Annotated in this window: 10 protein-coding genes; all 10 read right to left on the reverse strand. The window is 61.4% G+C overall.

Annotated elements, in window-relative coordinates; genetic code table 11:
• Positions 1–56 precede the first annotated feature (56 nt).
• Positions 57–713, reverse strand: coding sequence for a ligase-associated DNA damage response endonuclease PdeM (gene pdeM / locus JOE29_RS05520; protein WP_074997092.1), 657 nt, complete (start codon positions 711–713; stop codon positions 57–59).
• A complete protein-coding gene (locus JOE29_RS05525; RefSeq protein WP_210078956.1) occupies positions 710–3,202 on the reverse strand; it encodes a ligase-associated DNA damage response DEXH box helicase in 2,493 nt (830 codons plus the stop codon). Before JOE29_RS05525 ends, pdeM begins: the two co-directional genes overlap by 4 nt.
• Before the next feature lie 262 nt (positions 3,203–3,464).
• Positions 3,465–4,229, reverse strand: a complete 765-nt coding sequence (locus tag JOE29_RS05530) for an ATP-binding cassette domain-containing protein (RefSeq protein WP_003412889.1) — start codon at positions 4,227–4,229, stop codon at positions 3,465–3,467.
• Positions 4,230–4,238: 9 nt separating this feature from the next.
• On the reverse strand, positions 4,239–5,357 hold the full coding sequence (locus JOE29_RS05535) for a succinylglutamate desuccinylase/aspartoacylase family protein (protein WP_044312062.1): 1,119 nt from the start codon (positions 5,355–5,357) through the stop codon (positions 4,239–4,241).
• A 12-nt stretch (positions 5,358–5,369) separates the two neighbouring features.
• Positions 5,370–6,080, reverse strand: a complete 711-nt coding sequence (locus tag JOE29_RS05540) for an ABC transporter permease (RefSeq protein ID WP_003412886.1) — start codon at positions 6,078–6,080, stop codon at positions 5,370–5,372.
• On the reverse strand, positions 6,077–6,805 hold the full coding sequence (locus tag JOE29_RS05545; RefSeq protein WP_003363567.1) for an ABC transporter permease: 729 nt from the start codon (positions 6,803–6,805) through the stop codon (positions 6,077–6,079). The genes JOE29_RS05540 and JOE29_RS05545 overlap by 4 nt, the downstream gene beginning before the upstream one ends.
• Before the next feature lie 77 nt (positions 6,806–6,882).
• Positions 6,883–7,665, reverse strand: coding sequence for a transporter substrate-binding domain-containing protein (locus tag JOE29_RS05550; RefSeq protein ID WP_004404158.1), 783 nt, complete (start codon positions 7,663–7,665; stop codon positions 6,883–6,885).
• Between the two features lie 343 nt (positions 7,666–8,008).
• On the reverse strand, positions 8,009–9,712 hold the full coding sequence (locus tag JOE29_RS05555; protein WP_004416460.1) for an ATP-dependent DNA ligase: 1,704 nt from the start codon (positions 9,710–9,712) through the stop codon (positions 8,009–8,011).
• Positions 9,709–10,755 (reverse strand): ligase-associated DNA damage response exonuclease, encoded by a 1,047-nt coding sequence (locus JOE29_RS05560; protein ID WP_010436866.1) that lies wholly within the window; start codon positions 10,753–10,755, stop codon positions 9,709–9,711. The genes JOE29_RS05555 and JOE29_RS05560 overlap by 4 nt, the downstream gene beginning before the upstream one ends.
• A gap of 581 nt (positions 10,756–11,336) precedes the next feature.
• The gene (locus JOE29_RS05565; RefSeq protein WP_210078958.1) at positions 11,337–13,811 is read right to left on the reverse strand and encodes a penicillin acylase family protein; all 2,475 of its coding nucleotides are present in this window, start codon (positions 13,809–13,811) and stop codon (positions 11,337–11,339) included.
• Positions 13,812–13,864 lie beyond the last annotated feature (53 nt).

A 13,864-nucleotide genomic window follows, 5' to 3' on the forward strand; every position in this document is an offset into this window, starting at 1 on the left:
AACTGCCTGCTGTTCTCGTGAGCAGCGGGCAGTTTTGTATGTGGCGACCGGCGACGCTATACCACTCGCCACACGGCATCACCGCCGGTCACGTAGATCGTACTGTCCGGTGCGGGGCGAATCTGAAAACCGCCTGTGAACTCGCCGAAGGCTGGCAGCAGACTGACTTGCCGGCCCAAGTAGAAGCACGCCAGCCGCAAGCTTTGCCGGCCGCGCCCGTGTAGTCGATACACCGGGTGAACGTGCCCGGCCAGTACGTGCAGGTCAGGGTGCGGATCGGGCTCGTGCTGCAGGGCAAATGGCCCGAGTGCCAAGGGCTCAGGGACCACATCAATGCCCAGAGAGGCGGGCGGATCGCCGGCTCGTTTGTCATGGTTGCCGCGGATCAGTGTGATGCGTAGTGTCGAACGCTCTGCCCGCCATTGTTGCAGCGTCGCCAGCGTGCTGACAGCGTGAGATTCTGGCGCGTGCAGGAAATCGCCCAGAAAGATCAGATGATCGCAGGGATAGGCATCCAAAAGGCTGTCCAGGCGGCGCAGATTCGCCTGTGTAGTGCCGTGCGGCACCGGTTGGCCGAGCTTGCGATAGGCGGCCGCCTTGCCAAAGTGCGCATCGGCAATCAACAAGGATCGTTCGGCAGGGTAGTAGATGGCCTTGTCGGCCAGCAGCCACAGCTCCTCTCCTGCAAGCGTGACAGCCAGATACGGGTTCATTGTTCAGGCTCCGGGCCAGCGGCTTTCTCCAGGTCGCGGACCATGCGTGCGATGCGGTCGGCAAGTTTCTCCGAACTGAGGCTTTCGCGAAAGCGCTCGACCAGCAACGGAAAGGCCAGCGGGGTCGCGCGCTTTATTGCGTGCAGGTCCAGCGTGCGGCTGTTGATCTGGCGCAACGTCAGTTCCAGACGCTGCAGGTCCAGTTCCTGACGCAGGACTTCCTGTTCGGCCTGGGTCAGCAGCATGTTGTCAGCGTCATACTGCTTGAACACCTCGAAGAACAGCCCGCTGGATGCCTGCAGCTGACGATTGCTCTTGGCCGCGCCAGGGTAGCCGGAAAACACCAGACCAGAGATACGCGCGATTTCCCTAAAGCGCCGCAGGGCCAGTTCGCCAGCGTTCAGGCTGGCAATAATATCGGGTAAAAGATCCGTTTCGCTGAACAGGTCAGCCTGCAACGTCTGCGCCCAGTCAATCTCGCTGGCGCTGAGCAGCTCCAGCCCGTAGTCGTTGACGGCGATGGAAAAGGTCAGCGGCTGATGCCGGCTCAGGCGCCAGGCCAGCAGGCTGCCCAGCCCCAGATGCACGTGGCGGCCGGCGAACGGGTAGAGGAACAGGTGCCAGCCTTCCCGGGACTTGAGTGTTTCGGCCAGCAATGTTTCGCGTCGTGGCAGCCCTGACCACTGCTGCTGCACTTCCAGCAGGGGTTTGATGGCGCGCATTTCCGGGCTGTTGAATTCGCCCCGCGCAGCAGCATCGAACTTCTCCACCACGGCATCCGCCAGTTCGCTGGACAGGGGCATTCGACCGCCATTCCAGCGTGGCACGGCGGCTTTCTTGCCGGTCGCGCGCTTGACGTAGGCTGTCATGTTTTCCACTCGAACCAGCTCCAGCAAGCGTCCGCCGAACAGAAAGCCGTCACCGGGTTTGAGTCTGGCGATGAAGCCTTCTTCGACGCTGCCCAGCGAGCCACCACCGCCGCCTTTTTTCCAGTATTTCAGGTTGACGGTGGCCTCGCTGACGATGGTCCCCACGCTCATGCGGTGGCGTCTGGCAAGGCGCGCATCGGGGACCCTCCAGACGCCGTCCTCGTCAGGTTCGGCGCGGCGGTAATCAGGGTAGGCGGTCAGCGAGTGGCCACCGTTGCGAACAAACGCCAGCGCCCATTGCCATTGCTCGTCGCTGAGGTCGTGGTAAGCCCAGGCGCTGCGTACTTCGTCCAGCAGTTCATCGGGCAGGAAGCCACCGCCCAAGGCGATGCTGACCAAGTGCTGGACCAGCACGTCCAGCGGCTGGTGTGGGGATTCGCGAGGCTCGATCATCCGTGCTTCGACGGCGTCATGGGCAGCAGCGGCTTCGACCAGCTCCAGGCTGTGGGTCGGCACCAGTGTCACGCGCGAAGGACGACCCGGCGCGTGGCCCGAGCGCCCGGCGCGCTGCATCAGGCGCGCGACACCTTTGGGCGAGCCGATTTGTAACACGCGCTCGACCGGCAGAAAGTCCACGCCCAGGTCCAGGCTGGAGGTACACACCACGGCCTTGAGTGCGCCTTCTTTCAACGCGCGCTCGACCCAGTCGCGGACCTCTCGGGCCAGCGACCCATGGTGCAGGGCAATCAGCCCGGCCCAGTCGGGGCGGGCTTCCAGTAGCGCCTGATACCAGATTTCCGACTGCGCCCGAGTGTTGGTGAACACCAGACAGCTTGCGCTGCTTTCCACCTCGGCGACGACCTGCGGCAACATGCGCAAGCCCATGTGCCCGGCCCACGGAAAGCGTTCGATGGACGGCGGCAACAGCGTATCGACCTGCAAGTCCTTGACGATCTTGCCTTGCACGGTCACGCCGCCGTCGCCGATCAGTACCTGCTGCGCGTGTTGCTGATTGCCCAGCGTCGCGGAAATGCCCCACACGATCAGTTGCGGATTCCAGCGCCTCAGGCGGGCAAGGGCCAGTTGCAACTGCACGCCGCGCTTGTTGCCGATCAGCTCGTGCCATTCGTCCACTACCACCATCTTCAGCGTGGACAAGGCGACTTGGGCATCTGCACGGGTCAGCAGCAGCGTCAGGCTTTCAGGGGTGGTGATCAAGGCCGAGGGCAGCCGCCGACTCTGACGGGCGCGCTCGCTGCCGCTGGTATCGCCGGTGCGCAAGCCGACCGACCACGGGATGTCCAGTTCGGTCAGTGGCGCCTCAAGGGCGCGGGCGGTATCGGCGGCCAGGGCGCGCATGGGCGTGATCCACAGCACACTCAGCGGCTCGGCAGGCGGTTTGCGTTTGCGGGGTTTGTTGTCAGCGGTGAGCGTATTGGCTTTGGCGAAGCGGTTGAGCGCGGCGAACCATACGGCGTAGGTCTTGCCCGAGCCGGTGCTGGCATGCAGCAAACCGGACTCGCCATTCTTCACCGCCGCCCAGACCTCTTTCTGGAACGCAAAGGGCTTCCAGCCTCGGGCGAGAAACCATCGTCGAGCGAAATCGGTGGGTCTGCTCATCCGTTTGAGTGTGCTCTGAGTGGCGTTAAGTCAGAGACAGCAGAGAAAGGGTAATAGTTTTAAATGGTTATGTGGCTGATCGTTCCTGGATTGCCTATCGTGCCGATACCAGGGATACCACCATGACTATCGTGCCGATGCTCCGCGTCGGCATGCCGTTCTGGACGCTCTGCGTCCTCTTGATGACGTAGAGCGTCTTCCACGCTTGAGCGTGGGAACGAGATTTGAGGGGGATCGAGACGTGTGTACGCAGCAATCCGTGCTACTTCAGATTGCCGCTCAAGAACTGCTGCAAACGCTCGCTTTTCGGGTTGTTGAGGACTTCGTCCGGGTGGCCGGATTCTTCGATCTGGCCCTGGTGCAGGAACACAACCTGGCTCGCCACCTTGCGCGCGAAACCCATTTCGTGGGTGACCAGAATCATCGTCCGGCCTTCTTCAGCCAGGCCCTGAATGACCTTCAGCACTTCACCGACCAGCTCCGGGTCCAGCGCGGATGTCGGTTCGTCGAAGAGCATGATTTCCGGCTCCATCGCCAGCGCACGGGCGATGGCCACGCGCTGTTGCTGGCCACCGGAAAGAAACGCGGGGTACTGATCGGCGACACGCTCAGGCAGGCCGACCTTTTCCAGGTATTTGCGCGCGCGAGCTTCGGCTTCGGCCTTGGGCACGCCCAGGACCCGGCGCGGCGCCATGGTGATGTTTTCCAGCACGGTCATGTGCGCCCACAGGTTGAAGTGCTGAAACACCATCGCCAGCCGCGTACGGATACGCTGCAGCTCATCCGGGTCGGCAACGCGCATACCGTCCTTGTCGCTGACCATGCGTACTTGCTTGCCATCCAGGCTCATCGCCCCGTCACTGGGCTGTTCGAGAAAGTTGATGCAGCGCAAAAAGGTGCTCTTGCCGGAGCCACTTGCCCCGATCAAACAGATGACGTCACCGCTGCTGGCCTTGAGCGATACGCCTTTGAGCACGTGGTTGTCGCCATAGCTTTTGTGCAGGCCATCGATGGTCAGTTTGTACATGACAGGTCCTCAAGGAGAAAGTAGATAGCCGCTGCGATAGGCATGGGTGCCGGCGATGTGCGCAATGACCATGCCGGCAGTCGCCATGCGGCGCAGGGAACGCGCATACAGCAGGCCTGCGTTGAGGGCATGGATGCAGGTCACGGTGTCGCTGATCGGGTCGATGACCTCGGCAATCAGTTGGCCGGCCTCGACGTGTTCGCCGGGCATCGCGCAGAACACCAGCAGGCCGCCGACCGGCGTAGCCACCGGTTCGACCGCTGCCAGTGGCGTAGCGGGGTAGAGCAGTTCGGGCAGCGGCTGCAGATCGCCGTCAATCATGCCGGCATCGATCAGGTAATGAATGATCGCCTGGCAGTCGCGGCTGGCCAGCGCATGGTTTACATCGCCTTGCCCGCGCAGCTCCAGGGTCACCGAAAAGCTGCCCATGGGAATCGGAAAGCGCTCGCCAAAGCGTTGCTGCAATTGCCACCAGACCAGCGTGAAGCACTCATCGAACGACTGCCCGCCTGAGTCAGTCGCCAGCAGGCTGGCGTGCGCGCCCAGGTAGCGTGATAACGGTTCGACTTTCGGCCAGGCTTCGGGCGTGGTGTACAGGTGCTCGACCGACTCGAAATCACAGTGCAGGTCCAGCACCATGTCGGCATCGCAGGCCAGGCGCTGCAGGGTCAGGCGCAACGAATGCAGTTGTGTGGTCGCCGGTACGGCATTCAGCGCCGACAGCAGGCTGTCCCTTACCAGCGCGCAGTTGTGCTCTGCGTCGTTAGTCAGTCGGGCTTCGATGTCATCACCGACCTGAGTGCAGAGGTCGCTGAACCCGCGATTGAAGTTCTGGCCGCTTTCCAGCTCGTAGCGGCCCAGCGGGGTGTCCATCAGCACCTGTTCCAGACCGATCGGGTTGGCGACGGGCACCACAACGATTTCGCCCAACAGACGACCGGCGTTTTCCAGTTCGGCCAGACGCTGCTTCAGGTACCAGGCCACCAGCATGCCCGGTAGCTCGTCGGCATGCAGCGACGCCTGAATATAGACTTTGCCGGCGCCGTTTTGCGGCCCGTAATGGAAGCTGTGGATTTGCCGACCAGTGCCGGGCACTGGCGACAGCAAGTCATGGGTATGATGGCGCATGTTCAGTCCTGATTAATGGGCTGGGCCGAGAAAGGCCAGCCAGCGGCGTTCGGCAAGGCGGAACAGCCCGACCAGAATGAACGTCACGGTCAGGTACATGACGGCGGCGATACCGAAGGACTGGAAGGTCATGAAAGTGGCAGAGTTGGCATCCCGCGCCACTTTCAGGATGTCCGGCACCGTGGCGGTAAAGGCCACGGTGGTCGAGTGCAGCATCAGGATCACTTCGTTGCTGTAATACGGCAGAGAGCGGCGCAGCACCGACGGCATGATCACGTAGGCATAAAGCTTCCAGCCGGTCAGGCCGTAGGCCTTGGCCGCTTCGACTTCGCCGTGGGCCATGCTGCGGATCGCCCCGGCAAAGATCTCGGTGGTGTAGGCGCAGGTGTTCAGGGTGAAAGCCAGGATCGTGCAGTTCATCGCATCGCGAAAGAATGCATCGAGCATCGGCTGTTCACGCACCGCGGCAAGGCTGTAAATGCCGGTGTAGCAGATCAGCAGCTGTATATAGAGGGGCGTACCGCGAAACAGGTAGGTGTAGAACTGCACCGGCCAGCGCACCCAGCGGTTTCTCGACACCCGCGCAATGGACAGCGGGATCGACACGCAAAAGCCGATGACGATGGAGGCGCTGAGCAGCCACATGGTCATCGCCAGGCCGGTCACGTTGACGCCATCCGTATAAAGGAAGGGTTTCCAGTATTCCTGCAGCAATTCGATCATCGCTGTGCCTCCCGGCTGCCTGCGGCGTAATACCGCTCAGCCCAACGCAGGGCGAAGTTCGAGGCACTGGTGATCAGCAGGTAAATCAATGCTGCCAGCACCAGAAAGTAGAACAACTGATAGGTGCTCTTGCCCGCATCCTGTGACGCCTTGACCAGATCGGCCAGGCCGATGATCGATACCAGCGCAGTCGCCTTGAGCAGCACCTGCCAGTTGTTACCAATCCCCGGCAGCGCGTAACGCATCATCTGCGGGAACACGACGTAACGAAAGCGCTGGCCGCGTTTCAGTCCATAGGCCGTCGCTGCCTCCACCTGACCGCGAGGCACGGACAGAATCGCGCCGCGAAAGGTCTCGGTGAAGTACGCACCATAGATGAAGCCCAGGGTGATGACGCCTGCGCCGAACGGGTTGATCTCGATGTATTCCCATTCCATCGCGTCGGTCAGCATGGTGAGCCAGGTTTGCAGGCTGTAGAAAATCAGCAGCATCAACACCAGGTCCGGAACACCACGGATCAGTGTCGTGTAAATTTGCGCCGGCACGCGCAGCAGCGCGGAACTCGACAGTTTGGCGCTGGCCCCGATCAGTCCGAGCAGAATGCTCAGAGCAAGCGACAGCACAGCCAGTTTGACGGTCATCCAGGTGCCTTCCAGCAACAGCGGGCCAAAGCCCTTCAGGCTGAATGCCGAGAGTCCCAGGTTTTGCATGAGTGCATCGAGCATGGATAGGCCTTGTTACCAACAAAAACGCCCACCGATCGGGCGACGAATGATCGCCGAAATCGATGGGCGTCGGGGTGTTATTTACCGCTGTAGAGGTTCAGGTCGCCAAAGTGTTTTTTCTGGATTTCAGCGTAGGTGCCGTCGTCGTGCATCGCCTTGATGCCTTTATCCAGCAGCGCCTTGAGTTCCTTGTTGCCCTGGGCAATGCCGATGGCGGTTTTGGCTGGCAGCAGTTCGCTGTCGATAGGCTTGCTGACTTCGTAGTCAGCACCGGCCGGCGATTTCAGGAAGCCCAGTTCGGCCTGCAGCATGTCCTGGATCGAGGCGTCGAGACGACCGGAGGTCAGGTCGGAGTAAACTTGGTCCTGATTGGCATAGGCCTTGGTGGAAATACCTGCCTTGTCCAGTACGGCCTTGGCGTAGGCTTCCTGGATGGTGCCTTGCTCATAGCCCACGGTCTTGCCTTTCAGGCTGGCCGGGTCGGCGGTAAAGCCTGCACCCTTCTTGAACACCAGCGAGGTCGGGCCGGAGAACAGTTCGTTGGAGAAGTCGATGACTTTTTCGCGAGCAGGGGTCACGGTCATCGAGGAAATGACGCCGTCGAATTTGCGTGCCTTGAGGCCGGGGATCATGCCGTCGAAGTCGCTTTCGACCCATTTGCACGTGACTTTCAGCTCTTTGCAGATCGCATTGCCCAGATCGATATCGAAGCCGACCAGGCTGCCATCGGCCGCTTTTGATTCGAACGGTGCGTAAGATGGATCGACGCCAAAGCGCAGTTCCTTGTATTCCTTGGCCATGGTGTTACCGGCGGCGATGCACAGAGCCAGTGCAGAAAGAGTCAGCCATGCTTTTTTCATTGTTCAGTCCTTAAAACCTTAAATGGGGCGTTGGGAATACGCGAAGCGTGCTACCGGCAAGTGCCAGATAGGCATTGGGTAGCAATTTCCGAACCAGAGGAACGAACGTGCGTTTGAAATGTAAGGCGTTGTCGCTATTTCGTATAAACGGCTGGCAATTGGCCGCCCATGCGCGCTTACAGGGTTGGTGTTCATCGCCCGGTACTACGCAGGGAGCTTTGTCAGGTGAGACAGAGCGGAAGATTGGTAACGAATCAGGAAGTTTCCTACAAACGATCAGGATGATTTGCCTGTTGGTGTTTCAAAAAGGTGCACGGTATTTTCCATGCGCCCTTTTGGTGCTCTAGTTCAGCAGGTCTTGCAGCGTCGCCAGACTGTCGGCTTCGGCGACCGGCTTGTCCTGCCGCCAGCGCAGCATCCGCGGGAAACGCACCGCGATGCCGCTCTTGTGACGCTTGGACAGGGCGATACCTTCAAAGCCCAGCTCGAACACCAGCGTCGGAGTGACGCTGCTGACCGGCCCGAATTTCTCCACCGTTGTCTTGCGAACGATGGCGTCGACCTTGCGCATTTCTTCATCGGTCAGCCCCGAGTAGGCCTTGGCGAATGGCACCAACGTGCGCTCACTGGCTTCGGGCGGGCCGTCCCACACCGCAAAGGTGTAGTCGCTGTACAGACTGGCGCGTCGTCCGTGACCGCGTTGCGCGTAAATCAGCACGGCGTCGACGCTGAACGGGTCGATTTTCCATTTCCACCACACCCCCATGTCCTTGGTGCGACCGACGCCGTACAGCGAGTCGCGAGCCTTGAGCATCATGCCCTCGACGCCCAGGCTGCGCGAGGCTTCGCGCTGGGTGGCCAGGTCGAGCCAATCCTTGCCGGTGAGCACCGGGGAGGGCATCAGCACCTCGCTCTGGCAGGTTTCGATCAGAGCTTCCAGTTGCGAGCGGCGTTCATGTTGCGGGCGACTGCGCCAGTCATCGCCTTGCCACTCCAGCAGGTCATAGGCCAGCACCACGACCGGAACGTCGGCAAGAATCTTTTTGCCCAGCGTCTTTCGGCCTATGCGCTGTTGCAGCAGGGCGAACGGCTGAACCGAAGGCGCAGCCACAGGAGCATCGCTGTTCAAGGCAAACTCCGCATCGGCATCGGGGTTCGCATCGGGGGCTTTCCAGACCACGATTTCGCCGTCGATCACCGTGCCGTCCGGCAGGCACTGCACCAGGCTGTGCAACTCCGGAAAACGGTCGGTTACCAGCTCCTCGCCGCGCGACCAGATCCATAAGCGCCCGTCACGTTTGACCAGTTGCGCGCGAATACCGTCCCACTTCCATTCCACCTGCCAGTTCTGCGCCGGACCGAGCAACGCCTCGAACTGATCGGCGGGCTGTTGCAGCGAGTGGGCGAGAAAAAACGGGTAGGGCTGGCCGCCGCGTTGGGCGTGCTCATCTTCGGATTCAGGCGCGATCAGCTTCAAATAGCGCTCGGCGCTGGGCCGGTGCGACAGGTCGGTGTAGCCCACCAGTCGTTGTGCGACACGTTTGCTGTCGATGTCTGCCAGCGCCGCCAGCGCACGGGTGACCAGCAGCTTGGACACGCCGACGCGGAAGCTGCCGGTGATCAGCTTGATGCAGACCATCAGACTGCTGCGGTCCAGCTGCGACCAGAACAGCGGCAGCCGCTCGGCGAGTTCTTCAGGCGGCAGACCGCGCAATGGCAACAGCTTGTCTTCCATCCAGGTGGCCAGGCCTTCGTCATTACTGTGGTCGGCCTGGGGCAGCAACAGCGACAGGGTTTCCGCCAGGTCACCGACTGCCTGATAGCTCTCTTCGAACAGCCATTCCGGCAGACTTGCCAGGGTCATTGCCTGTTCGCGCAGTACACGGGTAGGCACCAACTGTCGTGGGCGTCCGCCTGACAGAAAGTACACTGCCCAGGCTGCGTCCTCTGCTGCCGCCTTTTCGAAGTAGTCGCGCATTGCGGCGAGTTTGGCGTTGCTAGACGTGGTCGCGTCCAGCTGTGCGTAGAGTTCAGCGAAGGCTTTCATGATTGAGCCTCACCCGTACCTGCCGCCTCGGGTTCGCTGGTTGCCGGGTTGCTGTCCTCTTCATCACCGTATTCGGTGCTGAAGCCCTGCGCGTCCAGGCCCAGTTCTCGCAGGTAGCGCACCAGTATGCCGACCGAGCCGTGGGTCACCATGACGCGTTCGGCGCCGGTCTGTTCAACAGCCCATAGCAAGCCTGGCCAGTCGGCGTGATCGGACAGCACAAAACCGCGATCCACACCGCGCCGGCGTCGTGTGCCGCGCAGCATCATCCAGCCGCTGGCAAACGCATCGCTGTATTCGCCAAAGCGCTTCATCCAGCTGCTGCCACCTGCCGAAGGCGGTGCCAGAATCAACGCCTGACGCAGCGCGGGATCGGTCTTTTTGAAATCGCCGGCGTACTGGGTTTCCGGGATGTAGATGCCGCCTTCACGATACACACGGTTCAGCGGCTCTACGGCGCCGTGTACCAGTATCGGCCCGATCTGCGCATCAATGCCGTGCAGGATGCGCTGGGCCTTGCCGAACGAGTAGGCGAACAACACGCTGGCCTTGCCCTGGGCTGCATTGGCACGCCACCACTGGTTGATGCCTTCGAAGATCTGCGCCTGCGGCGCCCAACGATAGATCGGCAGACCGAAGGTCGATTCGGTGATAAAAGTATGGCAGCGCACCGGCTCGAAGGCCGCACAAGTCCCGTCCGGCTCGACTTTGTAGTCGCCGGAAGCTACCCAGACCTCGCCTTGGTACTCCAGTCGCACCTGCGCCGACCCCAGCACATGCCCGGCCGGATGCAGGCTCAGCTTCACGCCGTGATGGGTGATGGTTTCGCCGTATTCCAGGGTCTGCAGATTGATGTCCTGCCCAAGGCGCGAACGCAGAATGCCTTCGCCACTGGCCGCCGACAGGTAATGCTCATTGCCGGTACGGGCATGGTCGCCATGCGCATGTGTGATGACGGCGCGTTCGACAGGACGCCATGGATCGATATAGAAATCACCAGGTGGGCAGTACAAACCTTCGGGGCGAGCAACGACAAGATCCATGGGGCAACCGTATGGATGGGCTTGTTAGCTATGAGCCGGGAAGGATCTGGAAGTTCGGGGAGTTTGCGTGAGCGCTGCGGAGCTTGAGGCGCGACAGCAGGTGAATCAGGGCTCGACTCAAGGTCACCTTTTCGCCTCTGACTATCGTTCCCATGCTCCGCGTGGGAATGCAGTTCGTGACGCTCCGCGTCACACAGGGGTTCTGCGATGTCAGGTGGATTGAGGTTCGGCTCAAGTCACCTTTTCGCCCCTCGGCGAGTTACTTTGATGGGGCCAAAGTAACCAAACCCCCTGGCTCCGTTTCCGGCCCGACTTCGTCGGGTTCCTTCGCCCTGCCACTGATCCGGGGGTCGCCGCAACGGGCCATCCATGGCCCGGTGCGGCTAGCCTGGCGTCCTGCCAGGCTACCCCCGGATCAGCGCCAGGACTCAGCCGTCACTTACGTCGCACTCTGCGTCGTCAGTGCCATCGCGACAGAAAAGCGCTTTTATGCACGATGGTGTTTCTTCCGGACATTGATGACTCAAGCCGAACCCCAATCTACCTGACAAAGAAAAACCGCTGCGTCCGGTTTTCGGCGCTTACTTGCCCGGTGTCAGCGTCAGGCGTTGCTTGCCGTAGCCCTTTTCGTAGTTCTGTTGTTGCACCGGAATCGACTGGTACTGGCCTTTCTGCCACGGCTCGATACTGTTGGCGTAATACGGGCTGGCCGGGTTGCCGGATTGGCCGGTGCTGATCAGGCCGGTCATCGGCTCGACCAGGCTGAAGTCGACAATCATGCGCAGACCGGGGGCCATGCGGGCGTCGAAGCCCTTGCCCCACTCGAAGCCGGACACGTTCAGCGTCGTGTGATCACCACCCGCTGGTGTGGCGCTACGGTTGAACTCGCCGCCACCCAACTGCTTGGCCAGCGGGCTGGTCGAGACCCAGTTGTCACGGTGCAGTTTGCCCCATTGCCAGGCCTTGTGATCGCTGCCCAACAGGCTGTCGCCACTGGTGATGGCAGCCGCCAGACTGCGCGCGAGGATGGCCGGTTTGTCTTCCTTCTGCGGGGTTTTAACGTCATCCCAATACGGACTGTCATCGCGCCCCAACAGGTGGTCGGCCTGTGGTGAGTAGGATGAGCTGGCATTGGCCACCAGTGCCTGCCAGGCAGGGCTGGTTTCCGGACCCAATTCATCAAGGAAAATCTGCTTGGCGCTTTCCTGCAGAAACAGCTCGTACAGCGCCGCATCGGCCGAGGTAGCACTGAGCTTGCCATCGAACGCCATCAGGCGCGTGAACGCTTCGCGGGCCTTGTTGCGATCGGCTTCGGGCAGGGCATCGATGGCCTGCTTGAGCGGCTTGCTCATGCCCGGCGCCTGGAACATGGTCTTGAGCTTGGCGGCGAACGTCGTGGTCTGGTCGTATTGCATGGCGATGGTGCTGCGCAGGTCCTGCTTGCCACCGTTGGCCAGCTCGGCAATCCGCTCGGCGCGCTCCGGGTAGCCCCACGAGTTGGAGAGCTGCATGCCGTAGCCTTTCGGGATCGTGCGCTGATTGGCTGCGGCGAGCCAGCCCTGGCGCGGGTCCTGATCATAGGGGTGGAGCATCGAGTCGGCGAAACCGTCCCAGTCGTACTTGCCATCCCAACCCGGCGAAGGCAGCAGACCCTGGCCTTCACGCCGGTTCGGGAAGCGGCCGGTGACCTGCCAGCCAATGTTCGAGGCGTCGGCAAAGATCATATTCAGGGTGATCGCCCGAATCTCGCGGCTGGTATCGAAGGCTTTCTCGACGTTGGGCGCACGGGACAGATCGAAGAACGCATCCAGGCTCTTGTCGTCCTTGAAGTTCGGGACTTGCAGCGCCAGGCTCAAACCGTTGCCGGGCGGGGTTGCAGAGGCGTTTAGCAGCGCGCCGTGGCGGGTTTCGTACACGGTTTCACGCAGCGGGCTGCCGCCCTTGACCAGAAAGGTTTCCTGATGCGCCGCTGCTGGCAGCCATTTGCCGTCAGCCATGTAGGAGACGCGGTTGCCTTCGCGCTTGATCTTCTCCAGAAACAGGTCCTGGTTGTCACCCTTGACGCTGCTCATGCTCCACGCCAGCTTGCCGTTGAAACCGCTGAGCACCAGCGGCATGCCAGCGATGGTGACGCCGGACACTTGATATTTCGGTGCGCGGATCTGCACGAAGCTCCAGGCAGAATTGAGCCCGGCAGGCAGCTGCATGTCACTGGCCAGCAGACTTTTGCCGTTGCGACTGCGTTGTGGCGCGATGGCCCAGTTGCTGGAGGCCGCAACGCCGAGCATGTTCAGGTCCGAGAGCTGCAGGGCGATCCTGTTCAGATCGCTCAGGCCGGTGACCTGATTGTTCAGGTTCAGGCCCTTGAGCTTGTCGGCTTCGGCAAATGGTAATTCTTCGTCAGGGTAGGTCGGCAACAGCCAGGCGAGTTTGTCCGCGCTGACTTTCTGCGCCAGAACCAGCGCCGACAGCTCTTCCTGCAGGTTTACCGACAGGCTGAAATTGAGCAGGCTGAAGATCAGCGCCGAGTCTTCCGGCTTCCAGTATTCCGGCTTGTAGCCCGAACTGGCGATCTCGGCAGGCAGCTTGTCGCGATAACGGAACAGGTAGGCGTTCACACCGCGTGCATAGACATCGAAGAAACGTTTCAAGCGTGGCGACGCGGCGTTGTACAGGTCGCTGGCGTTCTGCTTGAGGTTGACCGAGCGCATCAGGCGGTCGACGTCCAGCGCATCCGCGCCGGCCATTTCCGACAAGCGGCCCTGTGCTAGCAGACGCATGCCGAGCATCTGACCGATTCGATCACCGGCATGAACGTAGCCGAGCGTGAACAGCGCATCGTGGTAGCTGCTGCTTTCTATCAGCGGCATGCCCATCGTGTTGCGGCGCACCGAAACATTTTGCGCCAGCCCTTTGAGCGGGAATGTCCCGGAAACAGGCAGCACGGTCTCGGGATCGCCGCCGCCCAATTGGCAGCCGGCAAGGCTCAGGAAGCTCGCCGCAGCGGCGGCAGCGCCGAATCGGGGTAGAAAATGACGAAGGGCTGGCGAGGCCATGGGCAAGCTCCTGGAGGGGTAACGTACAAGAGCCGCTACGTTAGAGAGCAGCC

Origin of the sequence: Pseudomonas sp. PvP009 (genome assembly GCF_017832995.1) — a bacterium.
GTDB classification, from domain to species: Bacteria; Pseudomonadota; Gammaproteobacteria; order Pseudomonadales; family Pseudomonadaceae; genus Aquipseudomonas; species Aquipseudomonas syringae.

Coding starts and splice junctions, on each gene's coding strand:
- pdeM (WP_074997092.1), bottom strand. CDS start 713: ATGAACCCGTATCTGGCTGTCACGCTTGCAGGAGAGGAGCTGTGGCTG.
- JOE29_RS05525 (WP_210078956.1), bottom strand. CDS start 3,202: ATGAGCAGACCCACCGATTTCGCTCGACGATGGTTTCTCGCCCGAGGC.
- JOE29_RS05530 (WP_003412889.1), bottom strand. CDS start 4,229: ATGTACAAACTGACCATCGATGGCCTGCACAAAAGCTATGGCGACAAC.
- JOE29_RS05535 (WP_044312062.1), bottom strand. CDS start 5,357: ATGCGCCATCATACCCATGACTTGCTGTCGCCAGTGCCCGGCACTGGT.
- JOE29_RS05540 (WP_003412886.1), bottom strand. CDS start 6,080: ATGATCGAATTGCTGCAGGAATACTGGAAACCCTTCCTTTATACGGAT.
- JOE29_RS05545 (WP_003363567.1), bottom strand. CDS start 6,805: ATGCTCGATGCACTCATGCAAAACCTGGGACTCTCGGCATTCAGCCTG.
- JOE29_RS05550 (WP_004404158.1), bottom strand. CDS start 7,665: ATGAAAAAAGCATGGCTGACTCTTTCTGCACTGGCTCTGTGCATCGCC.
- JOE29_RS05555 (WP_004416460.1), bottom strand. CDS start 9,712: ATGAAAGCCTTCGCTGAACTCTACGCACAGCTGGACGCGACCACGTCT.
- JOE29_RS05560 (WP_010436866.1), bottom strand. CDS start 10,755: ATGGATCTTGTCGTTGCTCGCCCCGAAGGTTTGTACTGCCCACCTGGT.
- JOE29_RS05565 (WP_210078958.1), bottom strand. CDS start 13,811: ATGGCCTCGCCAGCCCTTCGTCATTTTCTACCCCGATTCGGCGCTGCC.